This is a genomic window from Tenacibaculum aquaeponti (assembly GCF_052084715.1).
Classification (GTDB): Bacteria; Bacteroidota; Bacteroidia; order Flavobacteriales; family Flavobacteriaceae; genus Polaribacter.
Genome location: NZ_CP197288.1, coordinates 1,863,527 through 1,883,450, shown reverse-complemented (window position 1 = coordinate 1,883,450; position 19,924 = coordinate 1,863,527). Strand labels below are relative to the sequence as shown.

General features: G+C 29.0%; 12 protein-coding genes and 2 tRNA genes. 3 read left to right on the top strand and 11 right to left on the bottom strand.

From position 1 onward, the window contains the following. Positions 1–44: 44 nt before the first annotated feature. The 5 genes from ACSIGC_RS08275 to era all read right to left on the bottom strand — a co-directional run bounded on the left by ACSIGC_RS08275 (position 45) and on the right by era (position 9,681). Entirely contained in the window at positions 45–2,429 is a 2,385-nt protein-coding gene (locus tag ACSIGC_RS08275; protein ID WP_442267652.1) for a GAF domain-containing protein, read from the bottom strand. A 118-nt stretch (positions 2,430–2,547) separates the two neighbouring features. Then, entirely contained in the window at positions 2,548–5,352 is a 2,805-nt protein-coding gene (locus ACSIGC_RS08270; protein WP_442267651.1) for an outer membrane beta-barrel protein, read from the bottom strand. 404 nt (positions 5,353–5,756) lie between these two features. Next, on the bottom strand, positions 5,757–7,067 hold the full coding sequence (gene der / locus ACSIGC_RS08265; protein WP_442267650.1) for a ribosome biogenesis GTPase Der: 1,311 nt from the start codon (positions 7,065–7,067) through the stop codon (positions 5,757–5,759). An 83-nt stretch (positions 7,068–7,150) separates the two neighbouring features. After that, a complete protein-coding gene (locus ACSIGC_RS08260; RefSeq protein ID WP_442267649.1) occupies positions 7,151–8,707 on the bottom strand; it encodes a choice-of-anchor I family protein in 1,557 nt (518 codons plus the stop codon). 92 nt (positions 8,708–8,799) lie between these two features. Further along, complete coding sequence (era, locus tag ACSIGC_RS08255) at positions 8,800–9,681, bottom strand: GTPase Era (RefSeq protein ID WP_442267648.1); 882 nt, start codon at positions 9,679–9,681, stop codon at positions 8,800–8,802. Positions 9,682–9,801: 120 nt separating this feature from the next. Here era and ACSIGC_RS08250 point away from each other — a divergent pair. Continuing rightward, a tRNA-Met gene (locus ACSIGC_RS08250) sits at positions 9,802–9,874 on the top strand. Positions 9,875–10,041: 167 nt separating this feature from the next. Here ACSIGC_RS08250 and ACSIGC_RS08245 read toward each other — a convergent pair. Together ACSIGC_RS08245 and ACSIGC_RS08240 are read right to left on the bottom strand one after the other, a co-directional pair. Further along, positions 10,042–10,947, bottom strand: a complete 906-nt coding sequence (locus tag ACSIGC_RS08245) for a M12 family metallopeptidase (protein ID WP_442267647.1) — start codon at positions 10,945–10,947, stop codon at positions 10,042–10,044. A gap of 170 nt (positions 10,948–11,117) precedes the next feature. Beyond that, positions 11,118–12,935 carry a tetratricopeptide repeat protein gene (locus ACSIGC_RS08240; protein ID WP_442267646.1) on the bottom strand — a complete coding sequence of 606 codons (1,818 nt, stop codon included), beginning with the start codon at positions 12,933–12,935 and terminating at the stop codon, positions 11,118–11,120. Positions 12,936–13,518: 583 nt separating this feature from the next. On the opposite strand from ACSIGC_RS08240, the gene ACSIGC_RS08235 reads away from it, so the two are divergent. Both ACSIGC_RS08235 and ACSIGC_RS08230 read left to right on the top strand, forming a co-directional pair. After that, a tRNA-Met gene (locus ACSIGC_RS08235) sits at positions 13,519–13,591 on the top strand. Between the two features lie 198 nt (positions 13,592–13,789). Next, positions 13,790–15,751: an ATP-binding protein gene (locus tag ACSIGC_RS08230; protein ID WP_442267645.1), complete on the top strand. Its 1,962-nt coding sequence runs from the start codon at positions 13,790–13,792 to the stop codon at positions 15,749–15,751. Positions 15,752–15,802: 51 nt separating this feature from the next. Here the strand turns inward: ACSIGC_RS08230 and ACSIGC_RS08225 are convergent, their stop codons facing one another. From ACSIGC_RS08225 to ACSIGC_RS08210, 4 genes are read right to left on the bottom strand one after another with little or no spacing between them, the layout of a single operon-like run. Beyond that, positions 15,803–16,270 (bottom strand): GIY-YIG nuclease family protein, encoded by a 468-nt coding sequence (locus ACSIGC_RS08225; RefSeq protein ID WP_442267644.1) that lies wholly within the window; start codon positions 16,268–16,270, stop codon positions 15,803–15,805. Positions 16,271–16,301: 31 nt separating this feature from the next. Then, on the bottom strand, positions 16,302–16,739 hold the full coding sequence (locus ACSIGC_RS08220; RefSeq protein WP_442267643.1) for a hypothetical protein: 438 nt from the start codon (positions 16,737–16,739) through the stop codon (positions 16,302–16,304). A gap of 8 nt (positions 16,740–16,747) precedes the next feature. Continuing rightward, positions 16,748–17,962 carry a GIY-YIG nuclease family protein gene (locus ACSIGC_RS08215; protein WP_442267642.1) on the bottom strand — a complete coding sequence of 405 codons (1,215 nt, stop codon included), beginning with the start codon at positions 17,960–17,962 and terminating at the stop codon, positions 16,748–16,750. Beyond that, a complete protein-coding gene (locus ACSIGC_RS08210) occupies positions 17,955–19,922 on the bottom strand; it encodes a DEAD/DEAH box helicase (RefSeq protein WP_442267641.1) in 1,968 nt (655 codons plus the stop codon). The genes ACSIGC_RS08215 and ACSIGC_RS08210 overlap by 8 nt, the downstream gene beginning before the upstream one ends. Between the last annotated feature and the right edge of the window lie 2 nt (positions 19,923–19,924).

The window sequence follows — 19,924 nt, the reverse complement described above, 5'->3', positions numbered from 1 at the left end:
AGAGCCTCAATATTGAGGCTCTTTGTATTTTATATAGTTGTTAATTATATTTTTTTAATCAATTCATCAATAGATAAATAAGATTTTGAGTTTACTTCTTCATTATAATTAACTTCTACTCGAATAGCTTTTAATCCAGAAACTCCTTGTAAATCTTCTAATTCTAAAATCTCTACTTCCCCTAATTGGTTTTTAGATTGTAAATACTTTATATATTTTAAGTACTCTTGCGCATCTTTATCTTGAGAATAAACAATGGCTATTTTCCCAGGAGTTGTTAAGCGTTCTGTAGTACCTTTAATGTGTGCTTTATCTATTCTCTTTTTTATGATTTCATAACGAATGTTGTAAGCACCATCTACATCAAATTGTTTTTCATCCATTCTAAATTCAATAGCTAAAGGATTGCTATGAACTAAAATTAATGATGCAACGCGTAAGTCATGATCTAAATCTTTCCTCAAGTTATAAGCAACATTTTCCATTTCGTAAGTGGTTTGCAATTGCCATAATCTTAAATTATAAAGATATAAAGGATCGTACTTTTTTTCTTTTGTAATTGATTGTCCGATATATAAATTATATTCTACACCATCTGTTTTGTAACGTTCAAAATAATGCGGGAATATCTTTTGAGCTTCTTCTTGTTTTTTATCGATAAACTTAGCTAGTTTGTCATTAAGTTTTGTAACACTATTTTCATAGTCTTTTCTCTTTTCATAAACAACTTGAAGATTGTTGTCTAATAATCCTAAATAATCATTTACAACCTGAGTAAGTTCGTTGTTGATTTCTTTGATATGATTAAAAACAGGATAAATATCACGTTTTAAAAAGTCTAAAATAGCAACTTCATCTCCAGCTTTCATTCCTTTTTCAACTTCAACTAAATAATCTTCTACACGATACATTAATTCATCATATATAGGCAAGTTTTCTTTTAAACAAGCTTTTCTTAAAACATGAATTGCAGATTTTAACTGCTTTGTTAAATCTTGTTTAATGGCTAAATTTCTTGCGTGTGAAGAGCCTTTAATGTCTGATTGTCCGTACAAAGGATAAACATCGTTAAAAGTGATTTTTTCTATTTTGGCATCTTCTTCCTGATCTAAAAGTGCATTTTGATAGTTTTCAGCAGCTTCGTAAAAACGCCATTTAACAGCAGGATGAATAGAAGTGTAATATTCTTGAATAGTTGCTTCAAGAATATTCATATATTCTTCTGAATTACGTTCTGCAGCAGCTTGAAAAACAGGAATAATATCTTTAAGTTTCTGTTTGTTTACAGAGTTTAATTCATAAGCTCTTGGTGAAGCTATTTCTATAAGAACTAAATCTTGACTCGTACTGTTCTTAATAGGTATAAGGATAATACTACCAATTTCTCGGTCTTCTAAGTTTTTTGAAAATTTATTCCCACCAGATAAATCTTTGTAGTTTTTAGTATCAGAAATTACAATGCTCTCATTTTCTCTGAAAATTTTACTTATTAAATGATTGCAAAAATATTCATTACAAGTAATTTGAGTTTCTTGATTAAGAAGTATACTTTCAGATCTTTTTACTCTTACACTTCCATGAGAAATATTACTGATGTCAAAAACAGAATACCCTACTTTTAAATCTTTAATAACATAAAAATCACGTAAGTTATCTCTTAATTTTTCTGTCATACTTTGATCTTCCTTCCTAACAAGATTATCACGAATAGAAGTGATAGTTTCGTCTGCAGTAACATCGAAAAGATTCATGATACCAAAACCTTTAAAAGTATAAGAGTTTGGAGGGAATTTTTCTTTCCAAATTTCAATATTATCAAAATTATCTAATAATAATTTAATATCGTCTTCAGTGATTTTTGGAGCATTTTCAGTAGGAGTAATGTCCATAAAATCACCATTAAATGCAACTCTATAATGTTTTGTAAAGTCGCTGATTTTATCTGGGATATCAAAATAAAACGGACGTTTTAAGTCTACATGATAGTTGTATATAGAAGATAGAATTAATGTACAGGCATAAATATACATAGCATCTTGTTCGAAATTTCTTACTTTAAATTCATAATCATCACCTGCATTATTTAAAATATTATCGAAACGTTCTGTGAATTTAAAACATGTAAAAGAGAATGGAATTGTAGCTGCTTTTATTTCATTTGTTGTTAGTATTTCAGGAAATAAAGTGTCTAATAATATTTCTATTAATTCTTCATGTTTGTTTAATAAAGAAAAATCGGAAAAGCCACTAATTAATTCAGGAACTTTTTCAATTTCTTTAACCATGTTTAAAGCAGATTGATGATAAGGATGATTTTCAAACTCTTTAGCAGCATATTTTTTATATACATCATACACTTTTTTAAAGCTGATGTTGATATGTAAAGGTAATTCTAAATCAATATTATCATGAAAGCTTCTAATGGTCATCTTCATCTCTTTTTGGTAATTACAAAATTACGAAATGTATTTCTTAGTCGTATTGATCTATGACAACTTGCAGAATTGAAATAAAAAAAGCCATCTTTTAAGATGACTTTTTAATGTTTTAATGAAATCCGTAATCTCTAATTTCTCCTTTTTTTCCTAAACTGTTAAATTTCCAGCTGAACCCAAGCATAAAATATTGTTGTAAAACTGTACTTTCCGAGTCTTCGATATAGTTACCAACGGCATTTCTTCTTGCATTGGTATTTTGATTCAATAGATCGTATGCTTTTAAGGTAATTGTTCCTTTATCTTTTAATACAGAATATGCTAAAGTAGAGTTCCAAAACCAAGCCGATCTGTTAAATCCAATAACATTTGGGTTAAATGTATAACGGATGTCATTTCTCCATTCTAATTTTTTAGGTACATTGGTTCTTGTTCTTATACGAAATGAATGCCTAGTGAAATTTTGATCTGCTCTATTATTAACATTAAACTGAGTATTTGTAAAAGCAATTTCGTAGTTAGGTTCTATAACTATTTTTTTATTCCAATTAAATTCAAGCCCTAACCTAGGAGTAATAGAGCTGGTTTTTGTTGTGTTTTTTATTTCATTTAAGATATTAATACTTTTTGAAGAATTGTATCGTAGCCCTGTTCTGATGTTAAGCGTAGATATTGAATCTAATTTAATTCCTCTATTATAACTACCACCTCCATAAAAACTATACGCACCATCTGCATTTTCATATGTAGTTGTTCTTACTAAATTGTTTCCAATTGTTGTTTTACTTACAATTTGATTGTTTGTAATATCTCCACCTCCCCAAAAGAAGAATCCAGTTCTTTTTTGCCAGTTGTATTTATTAAAATTTGCGAAAATTCTGTGATTCTGGCTTGGTCTAAGGTTAGGGTTACCAGTTACAATGTTAGATGGATTAGATACATCTGTGAAAGGTTGTAATTGAGTTATTCCTGGAGCATTATTATCTAAATTATATCCGATGTAAACTCTAGCTTTGGAAGGAAATCTATAACGCATACTAGCATCAATAGTAACATTATTAAAATCTTTGTTTAAACTTAAGTTAGGCCTTAATACATCTTCATTTTCTAATGTTCTAATAGTTTGTCCTATGTCAAAATCTAAATTAAATGATTTTGTGTCGTATGTAATTCCAACTAATGGAGTTTTAGTAATATCATTAAATGTAAAGTTGGTACTTAAATCAGTGTTGAAATTAGTAAAATCCTGTGTAGTATTATCAAAATCAAAAGTGCTTTCAACTCTAGTTCTTTCATCTATTCTATAACGATAGTTTAAATTAATAAATAACTTTTTAGCGATAATTGGTTGACGATACGATAAACGAGTTCTAAATCCGTTTAAATCACTCGTAATATCTGTTTTTTGATCTCGTATTTCAGTGTTAGCATTTATTCCAAACGTCTCAATTGTTGAGTTATTAAAATCTTCTCCTTCAGTTTGATCAATTTGATTTGTAATAGAGGCTTTAATAAAACCACCTTTGTTACCAAATTTTTTAGTAATGTCGATTCTGTTTTGAAAGTTTTTAGCTTCTGAAGTAGAAAATGAATTACTTGAAAACCTGTTTGTAAGTGTTCTATTTTCATCTAATGTTTCATCAGATTGAGTGAAGTTTGAACTTCTATCATTAAACGTAAAACGAGGTGTAACATTAATTAAAAAAGTAGAATCTATTTCAATATCTAAATCAGCATCAAAATTATGATTGTCATTTTCTGTAGTACTGCTAGAATTTGAATTTGTAAAATAACGAAGTTCTCTAGTTTGAGTAGGATCATTTTCGTCTTGTACTTGAACAGTATATTCTCTATTACTTCTATTTATGTTCTCTGAATCACTACCCGAATAAAAGTAATTTGCATTAAGATCAACTCCTTTTCCATATTCATCGGCATAAGTTGCTCCACCAGTTCTAGAAGTAACAATACCTTGTCCGCCTCCAAAACTTCTACCTCCAATAGAGAATCTACCATTACCAAAAAAACTGGCTCCACCACTATTACCGAACATTTTGGTGATTTCACCAAAACTAAATCCAGGAGAGTTAATGTTATTGGTTCCGGCTAATACACTAAAACGAGTATTATTGTCGAATCTATTTACAATAGTAGCAGCTTCGTAACGTTCGTCTGTTCCGCCTCCAGCAGCAACTCTACCAAACCAACCTTTATTGTTTTCTTTTTTTATTGTCAGGTTAATCGTTTTATTGTTAGCATCTCCTTTTTCACCAGAAAAAGCTTCAGATTTTGACTTTGTATCTGTAATTTGAACTTTTTCTATAATTTCTTTTGTAAGATTTTTTGTGGCTATTGTAGGATCATTTCCAAAGAAAGGTTTACCATTCACTAGAATTTTATTTACAGCTTTACCATTAACAGTTATTTGGCCTTCTTCGTTAACTTCAACTCCGGGAAGTTTTTTTAATAAATCTTCCACATTAGCATCCTTTTTCGTTTTAAAAGATTTTACATTAAATTCTAATGTGTCTTTTTTTATCGTTATGGGTGCTCTAGATTTTATAACTACTTCATTTAATAAATTCGATTCTTCTTTTAAGAAAATCGTTTCTAAATTTATTTTTGAATCTTTATCTAAAAGAATTGGTTTGCTATACTCATCCATTCCGATAAAAGATATAAATAGTTTTATATTTTTGTTGTATACTTTTCCTTCTAAAGTGAAGTTTCCGTTACTGTCTGATATTGTGTAAGATAATACTGTGCTGTCTTTTTCTTTTTCTAAATGAATTGTTGCTGCTTCAATCGGTGTTTTTTCTTTTTCAGATTTAATAGTACCAGAAATCTTAAATTTATAAGATTGTGCATAAGCACCAAAAGATGTTATTAAAGCAATAATTAACAATGTTTTTTTCATATGTCCCCTTTTATTTTAAAGACGCCAAAAATATTTGACTCTGTTTAATTGTAAAAATGAAATGTATTGAAATGTGATTTTTTGGTGATCAACCATATCGTTTTTAATATTCAAGTTTCATTTTGAATAAATTGAAAACGTTTTCATAACATTTTATTCTTTCAAATAAATTAGTGACAAAAGAACAAAAAAAAGAAACGATATAAAGTTAATATAAGTTAACAATGGTTAAGAAATGTTAATTTTTATAAAAGGAAAAAAATGAGGTTGTTTTTATAGTTGAAAATATTTGATATTATACAAATAAAAAAGCTTCTAAATTCTTGAAATTACTAGAATTAGAAGCTAAAATGTTTCTTAATTTACCTTTAGTGATAAATAATAATGATAATTAACTACCACTATTATTTTTGTCTGAAATAAATACTAATAGGAACACCGTTAAAGTTATAATGTTCACGAAGTTTATTTTCTACAAACCTTCGATATGGATCTCTTATGTATTGAGGAAGATTTGCGAAAAATGCAAACTGAGGTGTATGTGTTGGTAATTGCATACAGTATTTAATTTTAATGAACTTACCTTTTGTTGCTGGAGGTGGGGTTTGTTGCATAATTTCCAACATGGTTTCATTAAGTTTACTCGTTTGTATTTTACGTTTTCTATTTTGGTGAACTTCAACAGCAGTTTCTATAGCTTTAAATATTCTTTGTTTTGTTAAAGCAGAGATGAATACAATCGGAACATCTGTAAATGGTTCTATCGTTTTTCGAATTTTATTTTCGAAATCACGCATGGTATTGGTTTCTTTTTCAACTAAATCCCATTTGTTAACTAAAATAACTACACCTTTTCTGTTTTTTTCAGCAAGCCAAAAAATCTTTTCGTCTTGGCCTTCGAAACCACGAGTTGCATCTACCATAACAATGGCTATGTCACAATATTCAATTGCTCTTACAGCACGCATTACAGAATAAAATTCTAAATCTTCTTTAACTTTCGATTTTTTACGAATTCCAGCAGTATCAACTAAATTGAATTCAAATCCGAAACGATTATATTTTGTATCAATAGAATCTCTTGTAGTTCCAGCGATATTTGTTACAATATTTCTGTCTTCTCCAATTAAAGCATTAATAAAGGAAGATTTACCAGCATTTGGTCTACCTACTACAGCAAAACGTGGTAAGTCATCTTCTATTTGTTCTTCTTCTACAGGTTCAGGAATTTCTTCAACAATAGCATCTAATAAATCACCAGTTCCACTTCCGTTAACAGATGAAATAGTGTGATAATCACCTAAACCTAAGTTGTAAAATTCAACAGCATCAGCAGCACGCATAGCGTTATCTACTTTGTTTACTGCAATAAATAGAGGTTTATCTACTTGACGTAAAATTTTAGCAACTGCATTATCCATAGGAGTAATACCTTGTTCTACATCAACAACAAATAAAATAATATCAGCTTCATCTATAGCTAACTGAACTTGTTTTCTAATCTCTCCTTCAAAAATATCATCTGATCCTACGATGTATCCACCAGTATCAATTACAGAGAATTCTTTTCCATTCCATTCAGATTTCCCATAATGGCGGTCTCTAGTTACACCGCTTACAGAATCTACAATGGCTTCTCTTCTTTTAATTAATCTGTTGAATAATGTAGATTTACCTACATTTGGTCTTCCTACAATGGCTACAATACTATTCATGCTGCAAAGGTAGCGTTTCTATAAAATAAAACAACTATTGAAGTGCATCAATAGTTGTTTTTTATGAATACGCAAATTAGTTCTTATTTTACATTCTGATAGATACTTACAGTTCCACTATCTTCATTTGAAACAAGTACTAAGTCTTTTCCATTAGGACTGTCTGCAGCAGGAATAACTAACAGACCTTCTGGTGCTTCGTCGCCTTCGTGAGATAAAATTGATAAAAATGTAGGTGTAGTAGGTGTTGTAATATCATAAACTAATACCTGATCAGTTCTTTCTAATCCAACAAAAAGAATATATCTTTCATTACCTATGTTTAATACTTCTACCGCTTCTGGTTCTGCACCTTTGTCATCACTTCTTTTATCTTCATCATTAAATCTTGCAGGAGTTAATTCTAAAGTTTTACTAGCAATACTATTACCACTATCATACACTAAAGTTCCGTTTTCAGACCAAATACTGAAAGAACGAGCACCATAAGAATATAACTTGTCATAATCGCCATCGCCATCGGTATCACCTAAATCTAATGCAATTTTTAATCTACCTAAATCTTCTTCTTTTTGTAAATCAGTAGCGTTAGGAAAAGCAGTTGGGTCTAAATCAATTTTCTTGATTCTTTTTTCGTTTACAAAAATATCTTCGTCGTCGTCTTCAGTATCTGTTCCTTTATCGTCAATGTATTCTCTAGCATCACCTTCGTTAGCAGAAATAATATATCCAACTCCATTTATATTTACATAAGTAATCGCATCTGGTTGATACATTCCGTAAACTGGAACACTTCTTAATTCAGTTTTACCATCTTCATTACTAGGATCGATTTCGTTTCCTGCTTGGTTATAATCTTTAAAACCTAAAGGATAAATTGCTTCAATAGATTTTGAAATTAAATTTACTTTAGCAATACCATTATTTTCCTGTAAAGAAACCCAAGCTGTTTTAGAATCATCTGAAATAGCAATGTATTCAGGTTCAACATCTGTAGCTAAATTCGCATTAGGACCAAATACTCTAAATCCATTGGCTTCTAAAGAAGCTTCTTGTCCATTAAATGCATTAAAGTCTAATGTAGTTACTTGGCTGTTTTCAATATCAATAATACTCACACTACCTTCAGGATCATTTGTGTACAAAGCATTCGGTTCTCCTTCATTAGCACAAACTAATAACTTACCATCTTTAGAAAAAGTAACCATGTCGGGTAATGCTCCAACTGTGTAAGTATTAATTAAAGTATTATTTTCTGCATTATATAAAGCAATTTTCCCATTGTTTTGTTTTACTTCATCTTCTAAAGCAATAGCAATTTTACCGTCATAAGCAGAAATGCTATTTGGAGCACCACTCATTATAGGAATAGAAGAAACTTGTTGAGGTGCAACTAAGTTTTCAATATTATAAACAGAAATTTCTTTTGATTCAGCATTTACAACAAATAACTTTTTTGTTTTTTTATCGTATGCTGAAATTTCAGCAGCTCCTTCACCACCTACATTAATGGAACTTAAATATTGAAAATTCACAGTTGTGTCAACTGGAGTAGGAACTGGATCTGTAGTTTTATCATCGTCGCAGCTTACTAAATTTAAAGCAAGGACAAATAGTAAAGTTTTAAATAAATTTTTCATGGTTGATAATTTTGACAAAAATTTATTTAAAACTTTACTTAAAAGTTATGTGAAGTAAAATAGTTTGTTATGTTAAACTTACGAATGTTAAGTTACTCTTTATATCCAAATCTTCTTAATTGTTTATCGTTTGAACGCCAGTTTTTATTCACCTTTACATAAAGATCTAAGAAAATCTTTTTGTCAAAGAAGTGTTGTAAACTTTTACGAGCTTCAGTACCAACACGTTTAATTGCAGTTCCTCTATGACCAATAATAATTCCTTTTTGTGTTTCTCTTTCTACCATAATTACAGCTCTAATTTTTATGATATTAGGTTCTTCCACAAAACTTTCAGTTTCTACTTCTACAGCATAAGGAATTTCTTTCTTATAGTGTTGTAAGATTTTTTCACGTATAGTTTCATTTACAAAGAAACGCTCAGGTTTATCTGTTAATTGATCTTTAGGATAAAAAGGAGGAGAATCTGGTAATAACTCAATAATTTTATAAAAAACGGTTTCTACATTAAACTTTTCTAATGCAGAGATTACATAAACAAAAGAGTTAGGTACTTTATTTTTCCAATATTCTATTTTTTCTTCAACTTGTTCTTGACTAGAAGTATCAATCTTATTTAATAATAAAATAACAGGAATTTTGCTGTTAATTATTTTATTAAAAAAGGCTTCATTTTTTAACTCTTTCTCACCAACTTCAACCATGTAAATTAATACATCTGCATCATCAAAAGCAGCTTTTACAAAATCCATCATAGAATCTTGTAACTCATACGCTGGTTTTATAATACCAGGAGTGTCAGAAAAAACAATTTGATAATCATCACCATTTACAATCCCTAAAATACGATGTCTAGTTGTTTGTGCTTTAGAGGTTATAATAGAAAGCTTTTCACCAACCAAAGCATTCATTAAGGTTGATTTTCCAACATTTGGGTTTCCAATAATATTTACGAATCCTGCTTTATGTGTCATAAGGGCAAAGGTAAGTGTTTTTATGAGTGTCAATTATAAAATAATACTATAGTTTTTTGAAAAAAGTTAAAATAAATTTGGTAGACTGTTTTAAAAGTGTGTATATTTGCCGTCCAATATCGCGGGATAGAGCAGTAGGCAGCTCGTCGGGCTCATAACCCGAAGGTCACAGGTTCGAGTCCTGTTCCCGCTACTAGATTTGACAAGGCTTTCAATTTTTTGAAAGCCTTTGTTTTTTATAAATAATTTAAAGTCATTTAAATTTAAACCTGATTTTATAAAAAGCGATAAGCTTCACAATAATATTATTGTGAAGCTTATTTAAATTTAAAATAAAAGTAATTGCTGTTTTAGGATAGCTTACCTATAGATAGCATTTAATAATCTAGTATCTCCATAACTTAATCTATTAGCTCCTGTTTCTACATTACTATTAAATGGCTGACCATTATCTCTTCTTACCATATCCCAACCAATTGAATTAGGGAATCGTCTTGATGGATATAACATAATAGAACTAAAATCAAATGCTCCATAGGCGTATCCCATTTTAACAAAATTATAGTAGTTCTGCATTTGAGCATTTCGATCTACATAAATGTAATTATCTCTATCAGGTCTTTGATGTTCATGGATTAAACCTAAAGCATGTCCTAACTCATGAATTGCTATACCAATTGTCATGTTTTGAAGTGACAAATCTTGCCTTCCACCAACCATTCCTAGTTGTGAGTAATTTCCTTGACCAGTAAAAACTCGAATATAATTTCCATTTCCAGTTCCATATTGAAATCTTACTCTAGTTTGATTTGAAATAATCTGCATTGCTTGTGACATAACTTGTCTACCATACGAACTAAAGTTACCGTCAAATACATAATATACTGTATTACCATACCAAGGTCTTCCTCTTGAAAAATCATAACCAGCTCTAGATTGAATGTCATCTGTAGTTTCAGAGTCTGTCATGAATTCTTCTATTCTTTTTTTCGACATAAGTATATCTCCATCAACAAGAAACTTATCATCAAAAGTTTGAACATTCATTTTTTTGTTAACTACATTAATAGTTTTAAAAGGAATATCCATGAAAAAAGGATTTGAACTTACTTGTTCTTCAGCTAAGACTTCAGGATTATCGTCATTTTCGTTTTGACATGAAATTAATCCTGTAATTGACATTAATAAAATTAAAAAATAATAAATGCTTTTTTTCGATTGTTTACTAAAAGCGATTAAAAATGAAGGGTTTTTTAATACTCTCATAATTTGAAAATTTAATGTTAATATTTTGTTAATAGTGTTGCTAATTAACTTCTTAAATTTTCATAAATGAAGATGTAAGTTAATTTATTTCGATATAGTTACCTTTTGTTACTTATTCTGTTTAATTTTTTTTAATAGCTGTAATTACTGTTATATTTTAAACTTAAATATTATATGTTTTGTATAAATCGATTTAATTCATCTTTGAATTCTAGATTCATTTTCTTTCTTATCCTAGATCTAGTCATTTTTACAGAAGCAATAGTTGTTCCTCTTATTTGAGAGATTTCTTTGTTGGAAAGATTTAGTTTTATTAAAGAACAAACTTCTCTTTCTGTTTTTGTTAGTTTAGGATATTTATCAATTAAATTTTGAATAAAATCTAGGTTGATTTTAGAATCGTTTTGATATAAAGTTATTAATCTCTCTTCTGTTAGGATTTTAGATTTAATATCAATCTTGATTTTTTTAATCCCGTTAGAAATATCTTTTTTTTCGGGTAGTTGATTAATGTTATCAAGAATAGTTTTTAAAAAATCTCTTTTAACTTTACTAGAAATTAATATGTTTTCTACTTTATTATTTACCGATGATAATTCTCTTGAAAGAGTGTTTTTTTCATTAACAGTGTTTTTCAACTTAAGCTCATTCAGTTCATTTATTTGAAGCTGATTTTTTTGATGAATGTTTTTTACTCTAATTAGCATCAATAGTATAATGATAGTTAAAAGAGTTAAGCTAATCGTTATTATAAAGTAAATTATTTTTTTGTGAAATGCTTCTTGTTTACTTAAGTGTATTTCTTTTTCTAATTCTAATTGGTCGTTAAAATTTTGTTCTTGAATTTTTAAAAAATTATCTTTTAAAATTTTAAAATCGGTATTATTCTGTTCGTTTTCTAGTTTTAATTTATTAATTATTTCACTTTGAAATTTAATTGTTTTATTTTTAAAATTATTATCATTTAAATACTTTAATTTACTATTAATAAATTTTTTAAGGTATCTGTTTAATCTTTCGTTGAAGATTTCTTTTCTTTCTTTAAAATAGTTTGTAATAACTTTATCTGTAAGTTCAACTTTTTTGTGATTTTTTAATTTAGCATAGCAAACAAACTGATTTATTTTGCTGAAAATATCATATTTATTTTCGTTGCTTTTCAATCTAACTTTTTCAACATGTTTATACAAATTTAATGCCCGATGAAAATTACCACGTTCAATTTCAATGTGGGCTAAATTTTCTTCGATATTTACTAAAAATAGAGGGTGTTTTTCATGATTCAATACATCTTTGGCTTTAATAAAGAAAGATTCTGCTTTTTTATTATTTTTTGTAAAATAATAATGACACCCAATATTATTATAAGCTGAAGAGTTTAATAAGTTATTTCCTAACTCTTTTGTCTCGTTTAAAGCCTTAAAATAAAATTTTAAGGCCTCTTGATTTTGATTTTTTTTAAAATTTATAGAAGCTATATAATTATAAATATGAAATCTTCTATGATTTTTTTCTGGACATAAGCTATTAAGAACATCTAGTGCTTCATAAAAATGTTTTAGAGATTGATCTAATTGTTCACATTTCATTAATAACAAAGCCATTCCATATTTTATAGAAAAATCGGTGTATGATTTTTTTAGTCTTTTTGCTAGTAAATTATTGGCTATTCTTAAATGTTTAAAAGCTTCTGATTTTTTATTTTGTAATAAAAAACATTCAGCAATTAATCTGTTAGATAAAATTTGTAATTCTATATTATTTGTTTTTATACCTTTTTCTTTTTTCTCTACAGCTAATTTGTAATAGAATTTGTAATTTTTTTCTATGTTAGTGTTTAATAGAGAATCTAATAAGTATAAATCAACATCTTTTTTTTTATAATTAGATTCCAAACAATTTTCAATTGTTTCAAAATCGGATGAATAATGTGAAGAGAACGCTAAATATATAAGACAACATCCTATTATTATAATTACTTTTTTCATAATAGTATCGTAAGATGACCTTGATTTAAAGTTTTAATCATGAATTGTGTCAAGTTTTAGTATTTGGACTATTAAAAAAGTTAACGTGTTTTTTGAGATAATCATACTTTTAACTTTTTAATAATGATAGATTTTCAAGTTTCAAAAGTAATTTTTTAAATGTGTTATAATAATCAATGTGCTTAAATCTTGCAGTATGTTACTTTTTGTTACTTCATTTAATTAAGCAGGTTTTAATAAAAAGATTAACTTTAAGCTTGTAAACGGCTAAGGGTGTTGTTTCCCCTAACATAACATATAATCCCCAAGATAAAGTAACACTCTTAGTTTTTACTATTTAACTTCACCGAAATCTATTGTTTAGTTTTATAGAATTCTTTTTCTTGTGACGAATAAAATATTATGCAAAGTGAAGTATATATGAAACTCACAAAACATAGTGTTATTTGTTTTTTTTGGATTATCAGACACAGGAAAGACTGCTTTTAATCTATAGATCAGTAGAATTTATAGTTTTTTCAAAATAAAGTTATTTTTTATTTGGATTTTACTGGGAAAAAGACGTATTTTTGCCGTCCAATATCGCGGGATAGAGCAGTAGGCAGCTCGTCGGGCTCATAACCCGAAGGTCGCAGGTTCGAGTCCTGCTCCCGCTACTAGTAACAGCAAGGCTTTCAAGAAATTGAAAGCCTTTTTCTTTTTCTATTGTAAAAACAATGTAAAAACAAATATTCAAGGATTAACTTTAGTTGTCTTAATTAATAGTACGTGAAAAAAAATATCAAAACACCAGTTTAATAGAAGTAAATAAGTATTTTTATAGTTCTCAATCGCTAAAAAACGAATTCAAAGGAATGTCAAAAACTATAAACCTTAGTGTTGAACGTGACCATATAGAATCATTGACTAGGGCTAATGGGCTTACAGCAATTTCAGAACTTATTTGGAATGCTTTAGATGCTGATGCATCTGAAATTAATATATCATATAAAAAAACACCTCTTAATGGTTACGAATACATTAAGATTAGTGATAATGGTCACGGTTTGAAATATGATAAAGCTCAAAAAGTATTTGGGATGTTAGGTGGTTCAGAAAAAAAGATTAGAACCCAGAGCCCTAATGGAAGATTATATCATGGTAAAGAAGGAAAAGGACGGCTAAAGAGCTTAGCTCTTGGGGATTTAGTTAGATTTACAAGCAATTTCGAAAAAAATGGTAATGGTCAATTATCTGAATTTCAAATTGAACTTGATAGGAATAGATTATTAGAAGCAGTTTTTAGTGATTTGAAACTCCTTCCTAAAGGAAATGGAAGTTCTGGACTAAGTGTAGAGATTTTAAATGTTAATACTAAACAAGCGGATGAAGCCTTAAATAGAAAGTATAGAAGAGAGCTTGAGCATAAATTTTCTTCTTATTATTTAAGTTATCCAAATTTTAAAATCTTGTTTAATGGTGATGCTTTGGATTTTAATTCTCTCATTAAAGATTCAATGGAGAAGTCAATACCTATTGAGATTGATGGAAGCAACTATCTTTTTACAATTAAAATCTTAGAATGGAATTTTCCAATAGAAAAAAAGAAAACTTATTTATGTAATGCAACTGGAGTTCCTTTTTCTGAAACTAATTTAGGTGTTCGCTCATCAATTCCGATATCAATATTTATTCAGTCAGAATACATCGAACTTTTACACAGAGACAATAAACTTATTCTTGAAAAGCTAAATCCAAACATCAATCATGTTCATAATGAAGCAAAAAAAATTGCAAAAGAATACATTAAAAAGCAACTGCATAAGCAATCTTATGAATATATTAATCAATTAAAGAAGGATGGACTTTATCCTTTTACTGAAAAACCCGAAACAGTTGTTGAGAAAAGTAAGCATCAAATATTTGATATAGTAGCATTACAAGTGCATGAATATCTTCCTGATTTTGATCAGCAAGATGATAAAAGTAAAAAATTTACTTTTTCTTTAATCAAAGAGGCTTTAGAAAAAGATGCTACTGCTTTACAGAAAATATTATCTGAGGTTATAGAGCTACCAGATGAGAAGAGAAATGAATTAGTAGAAATTCTAGAAGAAACTTCTTTATCAAGTATTATTGATTCTATTACAGAAATTAAAAACCGATTACATTTTATAAATGGATTGGAACAGCTTATATATGACACAGATATAAATAAAGAAATAAAAGAGCGCAAACATCTTCATAAAATTATTGTAAATGAGACTTGGATTTTTGGTGATAATTTCACTTACGGAGCTGATGATGTGACACTAAAAAATGTATTAAAAAAATACCTTAAAGATATAGGTAGAAAAGATTTTCAAGAAGTAGTAGATGAATCAGATAATGAAGATTTGAAAACAATACCAGATGTTTGTTTATGGCAACAATTTAGTTTAGGCTCAGCAGGAAAAGAAAATCTAGTTATTGAATTGAAAAAGCCAAATCTAAAAATAGGATTTACAGAAAAATCACAGATTGAATCTTATGCTTCAAAAGTTGCAGGTGATACAAGATTTCCTAAAGATAAGACTAGATGGAAATTTATTTTATTGGCAAAAGATTTTAAAGATGAAATAAAACCGTTATTATCTCAAACTGGTAGGGAGTATGGTCATGTTGTCAAAAGTGATAACTTCGATGTCTTTATTTTGACTTGGGGAAGGATTTTAAGCGAAGCAAAAATTAAACTAGAATTCATTAAGGATAAACTTAATATGAATCTAAAAGACAACAAGCAAGGTTTAAAATACCTAAAGAATAAATATAAGGAATATTTGCCTGATGATTTTTAATTCATAAAATGGTTGTTTTTAGTTTATTACTAACACTTTAATTATTAATAATCATAAGTTTTTAGATAGGTGTGAACCTCTCTTACCTTTTAAGTTATATTTAGGTTTTAACTTCTCAAACAATCTTTCTTCTAATTCTTTTCTTCCTAAATCAGTCAGTATGAAAGACATTGTTAAGTTGGTCTCTATTAGCTCATTTAATAACAGTTCGATTTCTGGAGCATATTTTTTTCGAGAAGAGGCTTTCTCATATAATGGATGGTTTTTAAAATGATAATGACCTAGATTTCTTCTTAAGGTATGATGGTATGTGTTTAAAATATCTCCCATTCTTCCATAAAAATTGCCTGTTTCTCCTATATAGCAAACTTTACCGTTTTCACGGAAAAGATAGACCGCAGCTTGTTTTGGAAATTGCTTGGTCCAATCTCGGGTTATTCTTATTCTAAAATGTTTTGATTTGTTGAGAAGTTTATCTTCTAAATCTGATAAATATTCTTCAATTTGATCACTTTTCATTTTTCTTGTTTGCTTCTGAACGTCGCACAGTTTAAAGCATGATTTTTTCTTTGAATCGTTCTAGTATTTCTAAACTAGATTCAAGCAATCTTTTGCTTCTATCTGGATCGAACCACGAGCCATTAAACTTTGCTCCATGATACAGATTATTCCTTACTCTTGAAATGTGACCAAAAAGGCTTTGAACAGATTTATTTTCATTAGAAACGGCTTGCCAAACAATATTTCCTTCTTCATTAACACTTTGTCTTTTGGGTGGTTCCTGAAGAATATAGTTTGCAAACTCTGCTTTATCTCCCAAATCATTAATGAAGTTGTTGCCTATGACTTCATTTGCAAAACGATCCCAATCAACAATTACTTTTTTATTTCCTCCAGAAACAAAAAAGCCATTCTCCTTAAGAGATGATTCATATTGAGCAAAAAGTTTAAAAAAAGAAAAGGCTAATTGATCTAATTCGTTATCCATTAATCAGATTATTTTTTAAGTTTTAATTTTTTATTCATTACATCATATTCAAAATTGGTTATGTTCTCATTTAAAATCAATTGAATTGCTTCCTCAATAACTTCTAAAGGAACTACAAACCATTCTCTTGGATTGAGTCGTTGCCCTTTATCGTTGTATAAATCAATGTTTAAACATGCATTCGCAAAGAAACGATGTAGGAGATTTTCTAGTTTGTTTGCGTTACGATTATAGACCTTGTAAGTCGCAACCTTTTGTACATCAGCAAATAAATAAGTAGCTTCATTTTTAGCATTTTTAATTCTATTATCTACAGAATCACTAGAAAAACCGATTTTGTATAAATCTTTAATTTCGGTTAATTCTTGTAATGTTGATTTTGTCTTCAAAATATATATCCAACCAGATTGAATGTCTTCCTCTTTAACAAGTCCAGAATTCACAAATAAATCGTGCTCAATTTTGTCCGAAGTGTTAGTGATTAATTTACCGTCTTTCTGGATTTGTTTACCTAAAGAACGATAAAGCATATTGCTATATGTCCCATTTTCAAAGACGGTTCTTGTTCGACCTTCAATCCGTACTCTATTACCAGAACCTAATTCAATTTCATCTTTCTGTAAGTTTGCTGATTCCAAATAAAGCATAATACCATTCATTAAATAAAAATCTCCAACATGTAAGTTCTTTTCAATATTCTTAAATGGTTTAATCTTTCTTTTACCTTCTTTTATTTCCTTATAGACTTGTAAAAACATGTTTTCATATTCCTTAAAGTCCTTTTCTTTCATTGGTTTTCGTTGAGCTACAAAATCTGCCTCTGCTCGATCTTCAAGTTTAGGAGTGTGATTGAATTTAAAAATATCCAAATCCTTATCAGAGTCTAATAAACCAAACTCGTCATCTTCATTTAAAATATCATCAATAGATGGCTTTTCCGTTTCCACATGACCCAATAAATTGTGTCGGTCATAAGGTTTTAAGATTTTCTTTTGATCGTCATTATCTCTAAAGTTCTTAAGCTTTGCTAATAAACCATATTCTGACATGCTTGATTTATTCGGCTCTCTATCATTTTTATCTATAAAAAGATTTATTTCTTCAAATGAATCAATAAGTCTTTCTTCATCTGTTTTCACAGTAGAAGTTTTGACTTTAGAATCTAATAGCCCAAAATCATCATCATTGAAAATGTCATCTATTGTTAGTTTCTTCTTAGCCATTTTCTAATGCTTTTTTACGCTTTAATTCTCTCAAAAATACTAAAGCTTCTGCCATTCTCTTTTCTTTCTGGTCGAATGCTTGAATGCTTGGTTGTTCTCCTTTGTTGTTTTTTACCCACTCTTTGATTTTAGGCCATAGTAAAATAGCTTCTTCTTCGGTCATTTCAATTTTGGTGGATTGAATATGTTCATCAATCAATTTTAAAACTTGAGTGGTAACTGATTTTGACAAGATTTCGAATGCTTTTTGGAAAGGGTTTACTTGGTCTATCAAGTCAATATGAATATCATCAATATTAACAAAACTTCCTGCCATTCTAATGAATTTCTTATCGCCTTGTTCTTCAATCGTACTATTTTTTATGACTGAATCTACTACTACGTGTTGTCTTACAGCTTCAACATCTTCTTCATCTAAGTCAGGATAAACTTCTCGAATAATCTTAGGGATCAAAACAGTATTGATAACCTCTGGTTCAATATTCCCTGGCATTGCTTTGAGCATTTGAGGGTCTTGTAAAATTTTTGCTTTTAAATCGTTTAAGTCTGTTTCAATTATATCTTTAGCTCTTTGTGACGTAGGTAACTTGAAACCTCTAATTTTAATAGTATTTTCGTCTTCATTTTCATCATCATCATCGTCTTCATCTTTCTTCAATTTAAATTTGAAATTAGGAGCTAATACTTGTTCCATTAATAAAGATGCAGTTATTGCTTTTAGCATATTGTTTACAGAGAATTTAACATCTTCATCTTCTGCATCAGGTTGAGCAATCAAGTTGGTAAATTGAGCGTGGGTTTTATTATTACTATCTCTAGTTGCTCTACCAATTATCTGAATAATTTCAGTTAATGATCCTCTATAACCTATTGTCAAAGCGTGTTGGCAATAAGGCCAATCAAAACCTTCCTTAGCCATTCCTAAAGCTATGATGATATCAATATCATCTGCCGAAGTTATATTGCGTAAATAAGTGCTTATTTTTTCTCTGGATTTTGGATTATCATTCACTAAATCGGCGACTTTCAGAATCTTACCTGTCTTATGACTGTTGATATACAAAACACCTGTTTTTTCATCTTGATAGTCTAATACACCCAGAACATCTATAATGTGATTAACTTCTTCATATTTTTCTTTAGAAGATTCTGCTGAATTTACGCTAGGTATATGAATAATTGTTTTTTGATTTTCATTCAAAATTTCAGCCAAAGCTGACATTTCTTTATCAGGGTGTTTCTTAAAATATTTACCTGTATAAAAATGATAACCAATACCTAAAGATTTTAAATATTCATAACCATTCAATTGCTGATAGTAGGTATAAGTTACTTTTGTAAATTTTGCTTCGTCTTCTGGCATTAAAACAGGAATATTATCACCCCTAAAATATGAACCCGTCATGGCTACTATATGAGCTGATGAGTTCGCCATTATGCTCTTTAATACTTGCCCCAGAATATTATCGCCTTCGGCTGATACATGATGAAATTCATCAATAGCGACTAAAGTATTATCAAGTTTTTTAGGGTTCAAACCTTCAAAAGCAAAACGAAATGTTGCGTGAGTACATATTAAAATTGATTCATCAGACTCTAAAAAATCTAAAAAAGCTGTTACCTTGCTTTTTTCTTTTCCTGGTGTGCAAAGGTTATATTTAGGGTTAGGATTCCAATCTGAAAAAAAACCAAATTTCTTTAGTTCTGTTGTTCCAAATGATGCGCCGATAGACTTTTCTGGAACAGCAACAATAACCTTTTTTAAACCCTGATTTTTTAATTTATCTAAAGCAATGAACATTAAAGCCCTTGATTTTCCTGATGCTGGAGGTGCTTTAATTAATAAATATTGTGCAGTTCTACCTTCATAGGCTTTTTCCTGCATTTCTCGCATTCCTAAAGCGTTGGTGTTTTTGCTTTTTCCTGTTTGATTGTATGTTACATTTATTAAGTTCGGCATAT